The following is a 16,037-nucleotide window of genomic DNA, read 5'->3' on the forward strand; positions in this document are numbered from 1 at the left end:
ACCTTGAACAAGCTCTTTAGACCGCCTAGATCGTTTCTAATTTGTCCTACCATTGTATCCGCAACACATGAAGTCAGCAATCAGAAGCCCTATACAGTCCCGCTTCCTCCATTTTGTCAATGTCAAAAGGTATAGTTTTTGACAAGCTCCTCAGGTTCATGAAGATACCTATAATTTCCTTACTCCTTCTTTAATAGAGAAGGTGATTTGTTTAAACGATGTAAGAATGAAATCTGAACGCTCTCGTTACTGTATAAATATGGAAACAATAGTGGGTTGGTGATACAATGTAATCAATAAACGGTATTTAAGGAATTATATGGGGGGTTTTATTGGTGGAATCAACACAACAGAATAAAAAAGCATGGAACACTGGTACTTACGATTCTTGGGTTAATCGGTTTGGAACGCCGATGGAAGCTGTGGAGAAAATAAAGAAAGAACCTTTAAAGAGAATTGGAGCAGCTTTCAAATACATGGGTGAGAACATTGAGGGCAAGAGAATAATCAATCTACTTGGATCAAACGGAAATAAAGCAGTAGCTTTAGCACTTTTAGGAGCAAATGTAACGGTTGTCGATTTCTCATCTGAAAACAAGCGTTACGCTACAGAATTAGCTAATCAAGCAGGTGTTGAATTAAGTTATATCGTTTCAGATGTATTGAAGTTACCCCTAAATGAGTTATCAAATCAATACGACCTTGTATTTATGGAATTTGGCATCCTACATTACTTCACTGACTTATCCTCTTTTTTTAATTTGGTTCAAAGTCTTCTTAATGATGGTGGAATGATGATTCTGCAAGACTTTCACCCTGTTTCTACTAAATTGATAACCTCAAAGGGAACAACAGCCAATATTAGGAAACATAAGGTTACAGGTGACTATTTTGATACATCGCTTATTGAAAAGGATGTATCCCATTCTAAGTATTCCGAATGGGATCATATCAATGAAAATGCTCATAAGGTTTATCTACGTAATTGGACACTGGGTGAGATCGTTACATCTATTGCGAGTGAAGGTTTAACAATCAAAGTGTTGGAGGAGCTTCCTAATCTTTCATCTGAGGTGTTCGATAAAGGAATACCTAAAACATTTACAATAGTAGCGAAAAAATAAGGATAACCTAAGGAAGAACCCGCTCCAATATCAGGAGTGGGTTCTTCCTTATATTATAATGATGTTTTTTGGTCAAAGTGTACTTTGTATTTAGATACAGTACGGTGAACCGTACCATAGATGACAGGTGAGGTCATTACGCAAAAAAAAAGACGATAGTTGAATACTTCAGGGAGTAGCTTGCCAGTTGGCAGTTGCTCCCTTTTAGTTATGCAAACGGGCAGAATAGTTTAACAACCACTAGAATTAAATTCATATCTAGATTGAATGTTTATCTCATTAACAGAGAGCTAATATAAGAACAGGTGCCCATATATCAATAGGCACCATAAGTGTTCGAGAATTACTTTAGATTATTGATGGAGATGTCTAGCCGGTTAGAGATTTGCGGGAAATTGCCAATGAATACTTTTTTTGTTTTGGTCCCCTGCCGAGTATTGCCAATATAGTTGGCTCCTACTAAAAATAAACTAACGCTCCCAATTCCCTTTATTTAACTTTTTATGTAATTATCAAAATACAAATACATATAAAGAGAATAAGATGTCTATACTCTAGTTTTAATATGGCGCTCTAGCCAGTCAGTATTTAAAAGCCAAAGTTCCGTTGTCGGTTACTTTGGCTTTTATGTAGTGACTCAATTATTCTTTAATTTGACCAATAACATTCATGACATCATCAAGAGTACCTGTTATTGTAGAGGCAGTATAGAAATGATCCGATGTCATTAAATGAACGACTTTTCTATTCTCCCCATCTACATAGGCAGCAGTGTAATCATTAATTTTGGTTACTTGTACTTGTTCCAAATGATAGGAGTTTTCTAAACTTGCAATAGTCTCTTCATCAGTTAGAGTAGCGGGCACTTGAGTAAAGAGAATTTCACTACCAGATTGAGTGTTATAAAATGTCCGGAGCTGAAGCCCAATATCTGTTTTCCTTGCATATATTTCACCTTCGGTTAGTAACGCATTACTTTTAGTGACAGAAGATATATCTGGAACCGATTTAGGGATAAAGATTTCATTAGCCGACACTGTGGAAAGATCCACAGTTCCTTCCAGTTGAGTATCTTGATTTACTGTTGCGTCATTGTTTACAGCTTGCGAAGACTGAGCTTCTTGATTAGTTACTACTGAGCTTGTTGTAGCTTGAGCTTGTGCAATGCTATTCCCATCAGCGTAAGAATGGTAGATGAATCCTCCACTTGCAAGAATAGTGGCCACGCTTGCAACAAATAATGTTTTTTTCATTTTTCATCCTCCTTAATAAACGCTACCAGAGTTAACGACGGCGTTATTACTCTTATACAATAATTGATAGGACAAATTAGCATTGTTATTTTTGTTAGCATACATCGCCCAATATGTTGAGCTTTCCCCTGTCCATAAAGAGAAACTTACATCAGGAACTTCTACAATGGTATAGGAACTCATCTTATTCCAAGTCCCTGAACCAACTATACCGTCAGATGTTAGTTTGTGACTACTTTGAAAGCTTTTTGCCGCGTTAAACGTACCTGTTCCGAAACTGCCATCGATACTTCCGACTGTAGATTGTAACCCAAAGCAGTACAAATTAACTTGTAACGCCTTTACATAACCACCACTATTTCCACTTTTAAGTGTAGGGAAACCAGCAAAATCCACTGCTGCGCTTGCAGAAGCTATACCCGCCGCCAACGAGGAACCTAATAGGGCCAATGGGATAAGCTTTGCTAATAGTTTCTTTTTAAACATAGTTTAACTCCTTCCAAATAATAGTTTCATATATTAGAACACGTGAAAGTAGCAAAAAGTTATATATTTTAAAAAAAGTAAAAAAAATACAATAAGAGATTAAACTGTACCCTTTGTAAAGTTTAATCTATATCAGCTAATATCTTGTCAAGATTATCGGTAAAAGGAACTTAAATCATGATGACAAATAACCCTCCAACCCATTTTTTGGAAGCTTACACCAATTCAAAAAAGTTTGGCAGTGCGAAAAGATTTTTGATCTTCAGGATGACATAAAGCCAATGAACTAGCTTATTTGCCATGCGACTAATGCTATTTTATGTTGCTTTCCTTCTGCTCTTTTGCGATGTAAAAAATAAAAAGGAGGTTAATGAATGAAAGGAATCTTTGATCGGTTTGAAGGTGATTACGCGGTAATCGAAATAGATGGACAGACACATGATGTTTCTAATTCCATTGTTGATGCTTTTATCAAAGTGGGAGATGTAGTTACATATGGAAGCCAAAACCGACTGAAATAGAGCAACGAGAGAAGCAAATTGAGAAGCTTATGGACGATGTTTGGGAAGATTGATCGATAATTTATTTCTACAATTATAGTTTACTTATTGTAAAAACCTGATTACGCTTTTAGAAGTCGGGTTTAATCTATTTATTCTATCTGATTTCTGTTCAGCGTTATTAACCGTTTGGATATTTCTTCTAAACCAGTTGAATTGATTGCAGAAATGGCTGTTATGAATAGGTTTTTTTAAATAAATGGTTTGAAGCAAGACCGCAATGAACGAAGTTATGTAATAAAATAGAATAATATATTATTATTGAAATTTATTTGGCAATTTAATCGATACAGCGAGCCCTTTTAGAACTATGCAAATACCGATTTTTGCTGGATCGTTGTCGACCGTCAATTCGATGACGTCAAAGGACACCCGAATCGGGTGCTCTTAGCTTTTGCTCAACCAACGATACGATGAACCCTATTATAAGAAGAAATGCTGATCATTAAGCTAACGAGAAAACGTTAGTTTAATTAGGAAAAGAAAGCAACCGATCAATAGATCGGTTGTTTTCTTTTTAGGATACTCGGCAAGATAGCGAGAAGCATACCCTCAATATAGTGAAAATTAAAGGAATGAAGATATGTTTCAGGAATATCTACATATAGAAAATATTTAAATAGGATGTGAAAAAATGGACAAACATTACGAATATCTCCTATTAGCTTTCGAAGAAGCAGAAAAGGCAAAAGGTGAAGGTACTTTTCCAATCGGTGCTGTTATTGTTGATGCAGATGGAACAATTGTAAGCCGAGGTAGGAACAGAGTATTTTCAAGTTGTGATTCGACAGCTCATGCGGAAGTGGATGCGATAAGAAAAGCCGGAAATAAGATATTAAATCTTGAAAGCAAGAGATTTATACCAAATAATGAGCTAACCTTATATACAACTTGTGAACCTTGCCCAATGTGTACGGGGAATAATCGTGTTATCTTTGATAAAAAAAGTAGTTTGGGCAGCAAATGATTCAGATATTGGTGCATTTAAAAAATTTAAGGAAGCAACAAGCGAGTTACCAATTTATGATGAGTTGTTTCGTGACATCGAGATTGTTGCTGCTCCTTACATAGATTTAGAAATTAGACAAAGACGACTGTTAGCGGAATGGAATAACAAACGAGGATACACTGAAACTCATTGGAATAAAGAATTAAAAAATGATATTGCTCTTTACTAAACGTAGATTTCACCTGACGATTCAACTAACGAAAAAACGATAGTTGAACTAGAAAAAGTAAGCAACCGATCAATAGACCGGTTGCTTTTTCTTTAAATACTGGGCAGGTTAGTTTAATTCACTTCGCGATGCCGATTTTTCGGCTTAATATCGAAACTTTTTCCAGGTGTTTATAGTCTATATGATTAGTATACAAATACATCATAGGATGTGGAAATTCATGAAGAAATTTAGTTTTTGGTTATCGATATTTGGTCTATTGGTATGTTTATTGAATGCTACAGGGAAGGATGACAAGAACTTACTATTGTTCTTTACCAGCCCTCACTTGATGTTTATGGAAGAGTATAACCTTGTGCGACAAATAGATGGAATTTTGACCATCTATATAATCAATATTGTGGGCTGGTTCATAATAGGTCTAGTTATTGATTTAATCATTGCTGCATTTAAACGTAGATAGATTAAGGATATATGTCTAACTATAAATTGGAACCCACCCTTTGAAATTCAGCTATGTGAATGACTATAAAAATCTGGGCGGTGATTGGTACAATTATGTCTTTCATTATGACAAACCTAAAAATGAAGATGACTTTCGGAACCTTGTTTGGTCCAAAATCTCAGGAAAGGAGCACCATAACCATATCCGAAACAGAAAGCCATAGTGATCATAGAGTCTGGAAAAAACGTTGGCTATTGGATTGATGACAGAAAGTTAGATATTGCAGGAGGTGATTGTTATCGATCTATTTAAAGTTTTTATGGTTCTCGGAATGGCTGTGCTAATTACAAGTTGTTCGACTCAAAACAATGAAAATCATTCGGATAAAGCAAAGAACGATGTTGCTGCAACAGATGCAAAGGTAAGGACTCTTCCCAAGGTTGAAAAGCCGTATTTGCCTGAAAAAGCGGCTGAGAACGGGGATATTGTAAATGTGCACGGAAAATTCTCAAATTTGGAAAAATGGCAAGTTTTCTTGGAAAATATAGAGCGAAAAAATGCAGACGCTATTCGAATTACCCAATATACAACGGAAGGCGACCCGATTTTGTACGAGCTTTCCTTTAATGGGGAACAAATCGCATATACCTATAATGATTCCATGGATGCTTTTGGCGGACAAACAAAGGGCAAACAAAACACTCTTTGTGGAGGAATCACAAAGAGAGAGCCAATGGATGATTCGCAGGCCCCTAATGTGTATCTCCTTACTGGCTGTAAAGCCCAGGATGTGGGAAACACCTTCTACTTCAGTGAAAATCTTTCTTAAGCAATAATACAGCATCCAAGAACGAGTCGTTTCTTGGGCATTACTAAAACATTGGGAAATGGATTAAGGTCTTTTATTGACTAACGAAAAAACGATAGTTTAATTAGAAAAAGTAAGCAACCGATCGATAGACAGACCGGTTGCTTTTTTTAAAATATTCGGCAGATGAATGGAACTTTAATAGTTGCGTCTTCATCTATGAAGTACCACATAAAGGGGGCTTATGAAATGAAAATCAATTTAGCGCTTGTGGTCATTGTAATGACTTTGCTCACTGCCTGTGCCAAAAACGTCGATGGAGAAGATACTGCAAGTCGTACGGGTAATGACAACACCACCAATGTGGAAATGGCTGTTGTGTCGGATGCTGCTTTGCAAACCAACATGGTGGAATTTTATGGACTTGCTTTAGATGCGTTCATATCACTTGGAGACGGACTTACAGATAAGATGAAATTTATTGCCATCGATATGAGTAACTTGAAGGATCTATCGGAAGAAGACAAAGATCAGGTTTTACGCCATTTTAGCAAATACGATGTGAACGTAATGGATATCACTCTAGAACAATTGGAGAAAGAGGGTCGAGTGAAAGATGCTCGCTCTCTTGAAGGCATCTTGCTCAGAGTGGAGAACTCGGAAATCTTGGAAAATAAAATTATCATTGAAGGTTCCTTATTCAAGTCTGCAAAAGGTGCGATAGGAACATCCGTCATTCTAGAATATCTAGACGACAAATGGCAAGTTACGAAAGCATCCGATACCTGGGTGAGTTGATTTTCGTTAGGCATAAAAATAACGTTGTTCAACTAACGATAAAACGTTAGTAGAAAACAGCAGGGAGCAGCTTGCCAGTTGGCGGCTGCTCCCTTTTAATTATGCAAACTGGCAGGATAATGTAATATTCCATCATGCACCCCGAAAAATATTCGGTTGTATGTTCACTTCTTGGTTAAATTAGCTCAATAAATCCTTATAATAAGATTTTATATGGTATAATCTGTAAATATATTCCAAAAATACTAGAACGTTATGAAATGGTGGGACTAAACGAATGGAACATACAATTCAATTAATGGAAAATCATTTAAATATCACTCTTGGAAATTCGCCCTTTTTAAAATTAGATAAAGGGTTACAAATTCCATACTCTTCAATTAAGGGGATAACAACAGGGAGACCCATACCAAATGCTTTCAAGCTTTATGGTGCTTCTTTTGGAGGAAAAAGAAATGGGTTATTCAGATTCAATGGAGGTTATCATCTCTATTTTTTTAATAATGAGGTTGATACCCTTCATTTTGACCTGAATAATTTTCCTGTTGGTAAATTTAAAATATCAAAGTTAATTATTGATGTTAAAAACCCTGAAGAAATAAGTAAAACTATCTCGGAGAGATTGTTTCTCAACTAGCAGGCAGTTTAGTTGAATAATCACATGTTGAAATATCATAGCGTTGACCTAGTTCTGAAAAACTGCACTAGTTTATTACAATAAAGCTAAGTGCAGTTTTTGTATCAGGTATGATTGAAAATAATTTTATCAATCTTTAGATTTATGTCTACATATTTCATCACTAAGAAAAGGAAAACTATTATTGCTGCCACCAATAGAGAATAAAGTAAGATGTCAGGTATATCATCATTTAGATTGATTAGAGTTACTCCTGCTATCAATGTTAATCCAATATTTTCTCTAATATGATCCATTGCTCTCGACTTTATTAGTCTAAATGTTGGGATAGATAAAAGAAAAATAAATAGTATGACTCCGATAATGGTTAGCAAAATATTTTCTCTCCTTCCAGTTAATATATTTTATCATAATTTTCACAGGTAGCTGATTGTACTAAAGATAAAACGATAGCTGAACACAGCAGGGAGTAGCTTGCCAGTTGGCAGTTGTTCCTTTTAGTTATGTAAACCGGCAGGATAGTTCTAAAGTTTCCCGAATATCCTACATCTAGAATTGTCCAGAAAGTTCGTGAATAATAAGTTATGTGCAATTCCTGTATAAATTAATAAAAAGTAGATACTTTTTATTAGTGTTTAATATCACCTTGTTAATGGTTCATTCTAGAATGGGTATAAGAGAGCTTGTTCAGAAGACGATATTTTGTTGTTTGTATCAAACAATTGACTATCGTAAATATAAAGTTGTGAACGGAGAGATAGAATGTTAATTAGGGACTATAAAGTTGAGGATGAACAAGGATGGTTAAGCTGTAGAGTGCTTGCTTTTTTAAATACAGCTTACTATGACAACGTTCTAAATAAAAAGGAAGTATATGAAAATCCATCAATTGAGTTAGTTGCTGAAATCGATGGACAAATTATTGGTCTAATAGACATTGAATATGAAATACAAGAAAGTACAGTTTGTTCAAGAGGAAAAGGTTTAGGAGGGATGATATGGCATATAGCTGTCCATCCTGATTATTCACGTCAGGGTATAGGAGAAGGATTACTAAAAGTTGCCGAAAAACGAGCAATTGAGAAAAATTTAAATCGTTTTGAAGCATGGACTCGTGATGATAATTGGGTACTAAATTGGTATAGAAAAATGAGATTCAATCTAGTAGAATCATATTTTCATATTTATTTTGAAGGAAATGAGATGAACAACAGGATTACAAATAATGTTTCAAAGTTATATCCCGTATCTACTTTTGCTCATTATGTTGGCGAAGATGTTGAACAATTCAATTCTGTTAAGCGTAAACATCAATGTGTTTGTTTTGAAAAATATATCGACTAAAGAAATTTTAAGAGTTAATTCTAGACGGCAGTAACAGCACATAACACAATATTCACGTATGGGGCATTCGCCCCTAGTCTGCAGAAGCAATTACGAAGAGTAAATTCAGCAGACAATCCTGCCTGGCTAAGATAAGAGATATATCCTAAGCCAGTGAGGTTCGTGAATACCTGAACGTTAGATGAAAAACTTGCTTACTCAATAACCATTAAAGATAGGAAGAGATACAGAATGCAAATTAAAGAGACAGGCTTTATTTTGTTTTTAGAAAATTACGAAGAAAATGTTCAATTTTATACCGATACACTTGAGCTTGTAGTTAGAGAGAGAAAAGAAGGACTTGTAAAGCTTGATTTTGGTGGAAGTTACTTAATGGTCGAGAACAATGGAATTTCAAATAAGACTGAGAAGAATAGAGGCCAAAACCCAACTGTAATAAGGATTGAAGTAGATGATATTGACGGAACTGTAAGACTGCTAAGGGATAAAGATGTTCAAGTCGAGGTACATAAATTCAATTGGGGAACGATTGGGGTGCTCATCGATCCAGAGGGAAATAGAATTGAAATAAAAGAATATTGATTTTCATGTAAAGTTGAAGAAGAAAAGGACTTCGCCTAACAGAATATTCACACATCGGGCATTCGCCCTCGGTCCGGTCGGAGATAGGAGTGCTTTCGGAGAAGCCTCTCAGTTGCAGGGAATCTGAGTCAGCCGGACACATTCGCACCGACTAACCGCATCGCGGCCGGCTCCTGGCAGTAAACCAGGTCAAAGATCAATATAATATGCTTTAATTATTACTAATTCTTTTATTCAGATGCCTCAAGGCGAACCATAACTGTTATTGAACTAGTCAGGACACGTTAGCTTATCAAATACCTTTGTCTAACTAGCGGGCATTACATTGGAAGAATAGTGTAATATTAATACTTACAATATTAGGGGGAAGTTCTTTATGTCAGAAAACAGGACAGAACAATTAACAGATATTCAAATTGATGGAAAAGATATTTATTTGAGAATTGCTCGGGAGTCCGATCTAAATGATTACTTTACTTACTTACAAGATCCTGAGCTAAGACTGACTGGCACGCAAAGAGAATTCACTTATGATGAAATTGCCGCTTGGATTAGAAAAATTAGCGTCATAAGCAGTGATCGTGTAGATTTTTTAATCTTCTTGAAAAGAACTAACGAACTATTGGGTGAGGTAGTGTTAAACGAAATAGATTCTATAAATCGGTGTGCAAATATTCGAATTGGAATTCAAGGGACTCAGCATCGTGGGCATGGCTACGGTACGGACGCTATCATTCAAATGCTACGGTATGGTTTTAACACTATAAACCTGCATCGAATTGATTTAACCGTTTACACTTTTAACCCCAGAGCGATCCATGTGTACGAGAAGATCGGCTTTAAACGAGAAGGGTTGCATCGAGATACCTTGTATTTAGATGAGAGATTTTATGATATGCTCACGATGGCTATTCTCGAAGATGAATTCCGATCATTATACGAGTAGTTAAGCTAACGATAAAACGATAGTTTAATTAGAATAATTAAGCAACCGATCAATAGATCAGTTGCTTTTTCTTGAGCTGATGGGCGGGGGTTATTGGTAATCATATCCATGTTACAATGTAATTAATAAATTTATTGAAGGTGGACAAACAAATATGGAGAAATACGCCAAAATTATGGGAGTTAATTTCCCGAAGATGACGTTAGACCGTACAATAGAAGTTCTCACCGATGTAATTGAAGAGAATAGTCCCGAACTCTTTCATGTAATAACGGTTAACCCAGAGATCACCATGGCTTGTCAAAAAGACACATCGTTGCGGTCAATAATTGATGAAGCAGGTCTGATTACAGCTGACGGTATTGGAATTGTAATGGTATCTCGTCTAAGAAGTGGAAATCTTCCCGAAAGGGTTACTGGATACGACATGTTGTTAAGGTTACTTGATGCGGGGAACCAAAAGAAATGGTCTTTTTATTTTCTGGGTGCAGATCCACTAACCAATGAAAAAGTATGTGAGGTTATACACAAAAAGTATTCTGACCTTTCCATAGTAGGTAGACACCATGGTTTCTTTAAACAAACTGAAGAAGATAAGATTGTTGAAGAAATTGGAACCTTACAGCCTGATATTTTAGTCGTTGCACTGGGAGCACCTTATGCAGAAAGATGGATCCATAAGAATAAATCAAAACTAAATGCGAAGATTGCTATTGGTGTTGGAGGTAGTCTTGATGTAATTTCAGGAAAAGTAAAGGAGACCCCAGAAAAGTGGAAACAGCTAAATTTGGAATGGCTTTATAGGTTGATTCAACAACCTTCGAGATGGAAGCGACAGTTGATCCTGCCTAAATTCGCAATTCGTGCACTAACGTTTAGAGAAAAGTAAATCGTTATTTCATTGGACTAACGAAAAAACGTTAGTTGAACACAGCAGGGAGCAGCTTTCCAGTCGGCAGCTGCTCCCTTTTAGTCATGTAAACAGGCACAACAGTTGAAGCTAACATGTAACTCATCCTTAACTTTTAGCGTTGTTTATAAGATATGGCTAAATGAGTAGGAAAGAAAAACGGAAGGGTAAAGCAAAAAGGCTTTAATAAATTTTGCTGCTTTATAAAATGCGGTTAATGCAATAAGTTAGTATTCCTTGTTAGTAAGGTGGTGTATCAATGAAAGATTTAAGGAACGCTGCTGCAATAGCGATGGCATTCATTATCATCAAGTTAGTTTTCAGACTGATCCCACCCTCGGAGAGATTCTTTAGCCTTTTTGAAAATGGTGTCTGGGTTGGACTAGGAATTATTTTAACTGCTTACCTTATTTTATTCGTTATCATTTATCTAATACTGGTAGTAAAAAGAAGGCGTAAGGAAAAAGGATAAATTGTTAAGATCACTGGAAAGTTATTTGTAATAATTTCAGAGTTGAAGGATTTCACTTATATCGTTAGATCTATGTGTATAAGATTGATGCAATCTAGATAGGAAGATATCCCACTGGAGGTTATAGAATGTTGAACAAACAAGCGATAGTAAAACAACTTGAACAAGTAGGATTGGGCCAATATGGACATGCCATTGCAAACTGGGCTTATCCTACAGCTCAACTTTTTCTTGAACCTGTATCTGACACTATGATTCCTATTGGAGAAAGCAAGGTAGGAGGTAATCCTGATCTTACTGATGATATGGAATGGCCATTATGGAAAGATTATGATATGACTTTTATTGCTCAAATTAATTTGGCAGATTGCCCAGTAAATATGTCTCTTCCTCAAGAGGGGTTGCTGTCTTTTTTCTATGCTGCAAAAGCTATGTATGAGGACGATGACTTTTATAATGATCCTCACACATGTCGAGTGATCTACATCGATTCAGAACGTCTCTCAAACATTTCACGAAGAATTAATCCTAATCATTTAACTGATTCAGAAATAATGAAGCCGAACAAGATTTTATATGAGGAGGGTATATCTCTACCAACTGCTGAGTCCGCTTATTTGAAAAGTTTGGGGTTAGGCTGGAATGGTAACAGAGATCAATATTAGGCTTAACCGATTTTTTAAATGAACCGAATAAAGTAGACTTAGCCATTCCATATTTAGCTGCATTTATTACAACACTATTTATGACCTTTTTTGCATTGAAATGGTTTATGGGAATTATGAAAAGTGGAAAACTGATTTATTTTACATATTATTGCTTCATTGTTGGAGTGTTGCTTCTGGTATTTTTCTAATGGGTGTTGAATAATTGCTATAGATAATATAGTTGAATAATGATTATTGCTCCTCATTTTCTAGTAGTTTGTTTAAGCCAACGGGGAACGATAGGTAATAAAAATAAAAAGGCAGTCGATCGATACGATCGGCTGTTTTCTATTAAGTTAACATAAATTTCATATAAATGTAAAATTATAGATTAACTAAACTTTGGGTGTTATCATTAGAGGGTTAGAAGTGGATTTAGAGGAGTGAGAACTGATGCAAGCAATAGACTTGAAAGTAGAAACATATATCAACAAATATATGGATTTATGGAATTTTTATGGAGTTGTGCAAGTTATCCAAAAAGACAAGGTGCTTTTTGAAAACTCATACGGCTATGCCAATATTGAATTTGGAATGAAGAACGATATGAATTCACGCTTCTCCATCGCTTCCATATCAAAACAGTTTACTGCCTTTACGATTATGACTCTACATGAAAAGCATATGCTAGACATCGATAAATCCGCACGATTATATCTCCCTAACGATTTGAAGATTGACGATTCGATCACGATACATCATTTACTGTCGCATACTTCTGGGTTATACAATTTTTATAATTTTGAAGATGATTTTTTTGCTGGATACAACAAAACGGATTATTCACGAAACGATTTCTTCCGGCGGTATGTTGATAAGAAGCCTGTTAAACCACCAGGGACGGCGTATGATTACAATAACTCAAACTATAATTTGCTTGCCTGGGTTATTGAACATGTTTCTGGAGAGAAATATGAAGATTATATTCGAAATAACATATTTCTACCTCTGAATATGATGAGTAGCGATGTTGATGATGGATGCAAAACGATTAAGAACAGAGCAAACAACTATGTATATGATTTTGGTGAAATTATTAAATGTCCGTATTATAACGAGAAATTTAGCATCGGGGCAGGCGCCATTATCTCAACGTGCGAAGATTTGTACAAATGGTATGTTTGTTTGCGGGATGGGAAACTCTTGTCGAAGGAAACATACACTCGATTTTTCAACGTGAACAAAAACAACTACTCCTATGGGTTGGAACATCATCATGTTTATGGCACCGATCGATACTCCCATGGAGGAGATCACCTTGGGATAAGTACCTATATTCAGTATTATTTTGATGAAGATATATGTATCATCATTCTTTCAAATAATGAGTCTATTAATCAGTACAAACTGGGCAATGATCTGTCAGATATTCTGCATCATGTTAATGTAGAGGATCCGATAAAACATGAGGAGTTTCCCATTGAGGAAAGCAAGCTTAAAGGATATTGCGGAACTTACTTGAAAGATAAGATCCAAGTTGAATTGATTAACGGAAAATTATACTTTACGAGATTCGCCGGTAATCTTCATATTGAAATTTATCCCGTTGGCAAAGGATTGTTTGCACGCAGATATTGCGACCAGATCCATCCTTACCGTATTGCTGAGAATGAAGAGGGAAAGATGTCATTTTTCGGGTATGTAAAAATTTGAATTCGTATACAAGTAGTTCAGGTTTTATATTTATGATCGAACTAACGGGAAATGATAGATGAGGAGTTGAATGAGAAAGATGACAGCATTATTTTCACATAAGCCCGAAGGATACAAATGTCCATTTTGTCGTGTTTGGGGTATCGAGCAACCTAATCAGGGGACAAAACAAAGGGATATCATCTATCAGAATGATAAGGTAACGGCATTTATAGCCAGAAAGTGGTGGCCAAACAATAAAGGACATGTTCTGGTTGTTCCTAATCAACATTTCGAAAACATCTTTGAACTCCCTGCGGATTACGCTGCCGAAATTCACCGCGCGGCTCAGCTTACAGCATTTGCAATGAAAAGTACATATGGATGTGATGGGATTTCTACGCGGCAACATAATGAGCCTGCAGGAAATCAAGACGTGTGGTATTATCATCTCCATGTTTACCCTAGATATGTGAATGATCAACTATATCTGTCAAAGGGTTCTGAGTCCGATCCTGATGAACGTTCTTTCTATGCTGATAAGTTGCGTTCTTGGATACAGGAAAATATATAAGATCTAGGAAGTGCACATGATGACCCTAGTAGGAGAAACCTGCATTAAGCTCCCTCGAAATGATTTGATTACCTCGCACAAGTTAACGGGGAACGTTAATTCAATATATCAGGGATAATTAAGGTATAAGCTAGTATGGCAAGGTAGTAATGTAATATAGGAGAATTTAGCAAAAAGGAGCTGAAAAATTGCGGTTAAAAATCTGCATGCTGATTTTTTTATTTATCTTGTCCGGATGTAATATAGAAAGCGAAGAAACAAATGTACCACCTGAGAATCTGGAACCTACTAGTATCAAGCTAACACCGATCGATTTGTTCGATGGTGAAGCAGGTAAGTTTAAAAATTTTCTTGGGTCAATGTCTGGAGGAATTAAATTAGAATATGAGGGAAGTAAACCTAATGCTAGCTTGGATATAGACATCTGGGAGAATGGAAAGAAAGTAGATACCGCAGGATCGATAGGGGATTTATTTTATAGTTTGGATGAGCAAAAGAGGAGTAACGAAGTAGAAATAATCATATCGATTGATACAGTGAACTTTGAGGGACAAAATGAATACAGCATAATAAAAGTTAATAAAGTTCGGAATTCTGGTTCAAGTCTATCTACCGTTACTCTTCCTTGGAACAAAGAGTTAACCTTACGGGGAGTGCTGCAGCATACTGAACCCCACTCCTTTTCTGTGGAGCTACCTGTAAATGTTTTTGGAATGCAGGCTACCAGATCAAACCAAATATCTACTGCAGATCTCTCAGAGGAATCATTAGCAGAAACGGAATGGGCTTTAGTGTTTACCTTACGATTTGATGATTAACTGCTGGCTCAAGCTTTGAACTAAAGGAAACTTTAGAACAATAAATGGTCGATTAACTGTTTGGTTAGAGTATAGGTACGAACTGGCCGAAGAACCGATCACCTTTCTAGCGTGAGTAATATGTTTTATCGTTAAGAATGGATGAATCTAAATAGTACATATGGAGGTAATTAAGTTTGAATACTCACTACTATCTCAGTTGGTTTAATGATTTTTTTCAAAGAAACTAGTCCAATGTTTACATGAGGATATACAAGACAGAAAATTATAGAAATTCAATTTAGAATTGGAGGTATTTATGGAATTTATAACAGCAACTGTGGAGCATCTTCCTGCAATTGTTCGGTTATTAGCGGACGATAAATTAGGTGCTAGCCGAGAACGTTATGAAAAACCACTGCCAAAAGAATACTTTCTGGCGTTCGCAAAGATTGAACAACAGATAGGTAATTCCATAATCGTTGCTATGGATCAGGACGAAGTTGTAGGTTGCCTTCAGCTTACTATTATTCCCGGGATTTCAAGATTAGGTGCAACAAGAGGCCAAATTGAGGGTGTTCGTATTGACAAGGATTATCGAGGCAAAGGTGTGGGTGAGTCGTTATTTCGTTATGCAATTAATGAGGCTAAAACAATAGGTTGTGAGATGATTCAACTGACAACAGATAAAAAACGTAAAGATGCCCATAGGTTCTATGAACGACTTGGATTTGTTGCTAGTCATGATGGTATGAAGCTTATACTCAGTAAATAGTGCATTCAT

Annotated in this window: 20 protein-coding genes and 1 pseudogene; 19 read left to right on the top strand and 2 right to left on the bottom strand. The window is 36.1% G+C overall.

Annotated features, from left to right (window positions below; all coding sequences use genetic code 11):
- Positions 1-335: 335 nt before the first annotated feature.
- Positions 336-1,124 (top strand): class I SAM-dependent methyltransferase, encoded by a 789-nt coding sequence (locus QPK24_RS10290; RefSeq protein ID WP_285748409.1) that lies wholly within the window; start codon positions 336-338, stop codon positions 1,122-1,124.
- A gap of 641 nt (positions 1,125-1,765) precedes the next feature.
- Here the strand turns inward: QPK24_RS10290 and QPK24_RS10295 are convergent.
- Both QPK24_RS10295 and QPK24_RS10300 read right to left on the bottom strand, forming a co-directional pair.
- Positions 1,766-2,377, bottom strand: coding sequence for a hypothetical protein (locus QPK24_RS10295; RefSeq protein ID WP_191799804.1), 612 nt, complete (start codon positions 2,375-2,377; stop codon positions 1,766-1,768).
- Positions 2,378-2,389: 12 nt separating this feature from the next.
- Positions 2,390-2,863: a peptidoglycan-binding domain-containing protein gene (locus tag QPK24_RS10300; protein ID WP_191799805.1), complete on the bottom strand. Its 474-nt coding sequence runs from the start codon at positions 2,861-2,863 to the stop codon at positions 2,390-2,392.
- A gap of 374 nt (positions 2,864-3,237) precedes the next feature.
- Between QPK24_RS10300 and QPK24_RS10305 the strand changes: the two genes are divergently transcribed.
- From QPK24_RS10305 to QPK24_RS10385, 18 genes and pseudogenes are all read left to right on the top strand, one after another.
- Positions 3,238-3,384, top strand: a complete 147-nt coding sequence (locus QPK24_RS10305; RefSeq protein WP_225229212.1) for a DUF3006 domain-containing protein — start codon at positions 3,238-3,240, stop codon at positions 3,382-3,384.
- Between the two features lie 673 nt (positions 3,385-4,057).
- Positions 4,058-4,390, top strand: coding sequence for a nucleoside deaminase (locus QPK24_RS10310; protein ID WP_285748417.1), 333 nt, complete (start codon positions 4,058-4,060; stop codon positions 4,388-4,390).
- Positions 4,359-4,601: a hypothetical protein gene (locus QPK24_RS10315; protein ID WP_285748418.1), complete on the top strand. Its 243-nt coding sequence runs from the start codon at positions 4,359-4,361 to the stop codon at positions 4,599-4,601. The genes QPK24_RS10310 and QPK24_RS10315 overlap by 32 nt, the downstream gene beginning before the upstream one ends.
- 220 nt (positions 4,602-4,821) lie before the next feature.
- Positions 4,822-5,064, top strand: a complete 243-nt coding sequence (locus tag QPK24_RS10320; RefSeq protein ID WP_285748419.1) for a hypothetical protein — start codon at positions 4,822-4,824, stop codon at positions 5,062-5,064.
- Between the two features lie 271 nt (positions 5,065-5,335).
- Positions 5,336-5,875: a DUF4362 domain-containing protein gene (locus QPK24_RS10325; RefSeq protein ID WP_285748421.1), complete on the top strand. Its 540-nt coding sequence runs from the start codon at positions 5,336-5,338 to the stop codon at positions 5,873-5,875.
- 228 nt (positions 5,876-6,103) lie between these two features.
- Positions 6,104-6,652 (top strand): peptide ABC transporter substrate-binding protein, encoded by a 549-nt coding sequence (locus tag QPK24_RS10330; protein WP_285748423.1) that lies wholly within the window; start codon positions 6,104-6,106, stop codon positions 6,650-6,652.
- 277 nt (positions 6,653-6,929) lie between these two features.
- Positions 6,930-7,289, top strand: coding sequence for a hypothetical protein (locus QPK24_RS10335; protein WP_285748425.1), 360 nt, complete (start codon positions 6,930-6,932; stop codon positions 7,287-7,289).
- A 762-nt stretch (positions 7,290-8,051) separates the two neighbouring features.
- Positions 8,052-8,633 carry a GNAT family N-acetyltransferase gene (locus QPK24_RS10340; RefSeq protein WP_285748427.1) on the top strand — a complete coding sequence of 194 codons (582 nt, stop codon included), beginning with the start codon at positions 8,052-8,054 and terminating at the stop codon, positions 8,631-8,633.
- Between the two features lie 231 nt (positions 8,634-8,864).
- The gene (locus QPK24_RS10345; RefSeq protein WP_285748428.1) at positions 8,865-9,215 is read left to right on the top strand and encodes a VOC family protein; all 351 of its coding nucleotides are present in this window, start codon (positions 8,865-8,867) and stop codon (positions 9,213-9,215) included.
- Positions 9,216-9,591: 376 nt separating this feature from the next.
- Positions 9,592-10,161 (top strand): GNAT family N-acetyltransferase, encoded by a 570-nt coding sequence (locus tag QPK24_RS10350; RefSeq protein WP_285748430.1) that lies wholly within the window; start codon positions 9,592-9,594, stop codon positions 10,159-10,161.
- Between the two features lie 154 nt (positions 10,162-10,315).
- Positions 10,316-11,050 carry a WecB/TagA/CpsF family glycosyltransferase gene (locus QPK24_RS10355; protein WP_285748432.1) on the top strand — a complete coding sequence of 245 codons (735 nt, stop codon included), beginning with the start codon at positions 10,316-10,318 and terminating at the stop codon, positions 11,048-11,050.
- A gap of 280 nt (positions 11,051-11,330) precedes the next feature.
- Positions 11,331-11,543: a hypothetical protein gene (locus QPK24_RS10360; protein ID WP_285748434.1), complete on the top strand. Its 213-nt coding sequence runs from the start codon at positions 11,331-11,333 to the stop codon at positions 11,541-11,543.
- A 251-nt stretch (positions 11,544-11,794) separates the two neighbouring features.
- Positions 11,795-12,208: a YwqG family protein gene (locus tag QPK24_RS10365; protein ID WP_407083006.1), complete on the top strand. Its 414-nt coding sequence runs from the start codon at positions 11,795-11,797 to the stop codon at positions 12,206-12,208.
- A pseudogene (locus QPK24_RS23580) lies at positions 12,202-12,399 on the top strand (undecaprenyl-diphosphate phosphatase); the annotation flags it as partial. The gene QPK24_RS10365 and the pseudogene QPK24_RS23580, both read left to right, overlap by 7 nt.
- Positions 12,400-12,643: 244 nt before the next feature.
- Positions 12,644-13,903, top strand: a complete 1,260-nt coding sequence (locus tag QPK24_RS10370; RefSeq protein ID WP_285748438.1) for a serine hydrolase domain-containing protein — start codon at positions 12,644-12,646, stop codon at positions 13,901-13,903.
- A 79-nt stretch (positions 13,904-13,982) separates the two neighbouring features.
- Positions 13,983-14,456, top strand: coding sequence for an HIT family protein (locus QPK24_RS10375; RefSeq protein WP_285748440.1), 474 nt, complete (start codon positions 13,983-13,985; stop codon positions 14,454-14,456).
- A 188-nt stretch (positions 14,457-14,644) separates the two neighbouring features.
- Positions 14,645-15,274 carry a hypothetical protein gene (locus QPK24_RS10380; RefSeq protein WP_285748442.1) on the top strand — a complete coding sequence of 210 codons (630 nt, stop codon included), beginning with the start codon at positions 14,645-14,647 and terminating at the stop codon, positions 15,272-15,274.
- A gap of 298 nt (positions 15,275-15,572) precedes the next feature.
- Positions 15,573-16,028 (top strand): GNAT family N-acetyltransferase, encoded by a 456-nt coding sequence (locus tag QPK24_RS10385; RefSeq protein WP_285748444.1) that lies wholly within the window; start codon positions 15,573-15,575, stop codon positions 16,026-16,028.
- The last annotated feature ends 9 nt before the right edge of the window (positions 16,029-16,037 follow it).

The organism is Paenibacillus polygoni, from assembly GCF_030263935.1.
GTDB classification, from domain to species: domain Bacteria; phylum Bacillota; class Bacilli; order Paenibacillales; family Paenibacillaceae; genus Paenibacillus; species Paenibacillus polygoni.

Coding starts and splice junctions, on each gene's coding strand:
- QPK24_RS10295 (WP_191799804.1), bottom strand. CDS start 2,377: ATGAAAAAAACATTATTTGTTGCAAGCGTGGCCACTATTCTTGCAAGT.
- QPK24_RS10300 (WP_191799805.1), bottom strand. CDS start 2,863: ATGTTTAAAAAGAAACTATTAGCAAAGCTTATCCCATTGGCCCTATTA.
- QPK24_RS10305 (WP_225229212.1), top strand. CDS start 3,238: ATGAAAGGAATCTTTGATCGGTTTGAAGGTGATTACGCGGTAATCGAA.
- QPK24_RS10310 (WP_285748417.1), top strand. CDS start 4,058: ATGGACAAACATTACGAATATCTCCTATTAGCTTTCGAAGAAGCAGAA.
- QPK24_RS10320 (WP_285748419.1), top strand. CDS start 4,822: ATGAAGAAATTTAGTTTTTGGTTATCGATATTTGGTCTATTGGTATGT.
- QPK24_RS10330 (WP_285748423.1), top strand. CDS start 6,104: ATGAAAATCAATTTAGCGCTTGTGGTCATTGTAATGACTTTGCTCACT.
- QPK24_RS10335 (WP_285748425.1), top strand. CDS start 6,930: ATGGAACATACAATTCAATTAATGGAAAATCATTTAAATATCACTCTT.
- QPK24_RS10340 (WP_285748427.1), top strand. CDS start 8,052: ATGTTAATTAGGGACTATAAAGTTGAGGATGAACAAGGATGGTTAAGC.
- QPK24_RS10345 (WP_285748428.1), top strand. CDS start 8,865: ATGCAAATTAAAGAGACAGGCTTTATTTTGTTTTTAGAAAATTACGAA.
- QPK24_RS10350 (WP_285748430.1), top strand. CDS start 9,592: ATGTCAGAAAACAGGACAGAACAATTAACAGATATTCAAATTGATGGA.
- QPK24_RS10355 (WP_285748432.1), top strand. CDS start 10,316: ATGGAGAAATACGCCAAAATTATGGGAGTTAATTTCCCGAAGATGACG.
- QPK24_RS10360 (WP_285748434.1), top strand. CDS start 11,331: ATGAAAGATTTAAGGAACGCTGCTGCAATAGCGATGGCATTCATTATC.
- QPK24_RS10365 (WP_407083006.1), top strand. CDS start 11,795: ATGATTCCTATTGGAGAAAGCAAGGTAGGAGGTAATCCTGATCTTACT.
- QPK24_RS10370 (WP_285748438.1), top strand. CDS start 12,644: ATGCAAGCAATAGACTTGAAAGTAGAAACATATATCAACAAATATATG.
- QPK24_RS10375 (WP_285748440.1), top strand. CDS start 13,983: ATGACAGCATTATTTTCACATAAGCCCGAAGGATACAAATGTCCATTT.
- QPK24_RS10385 (WP_285748444.1), top strand. CDS start 15,573: ATGGAATTTATAACAGCAACTGTGGAGCATCTTCCTGCAATTGTTCGG.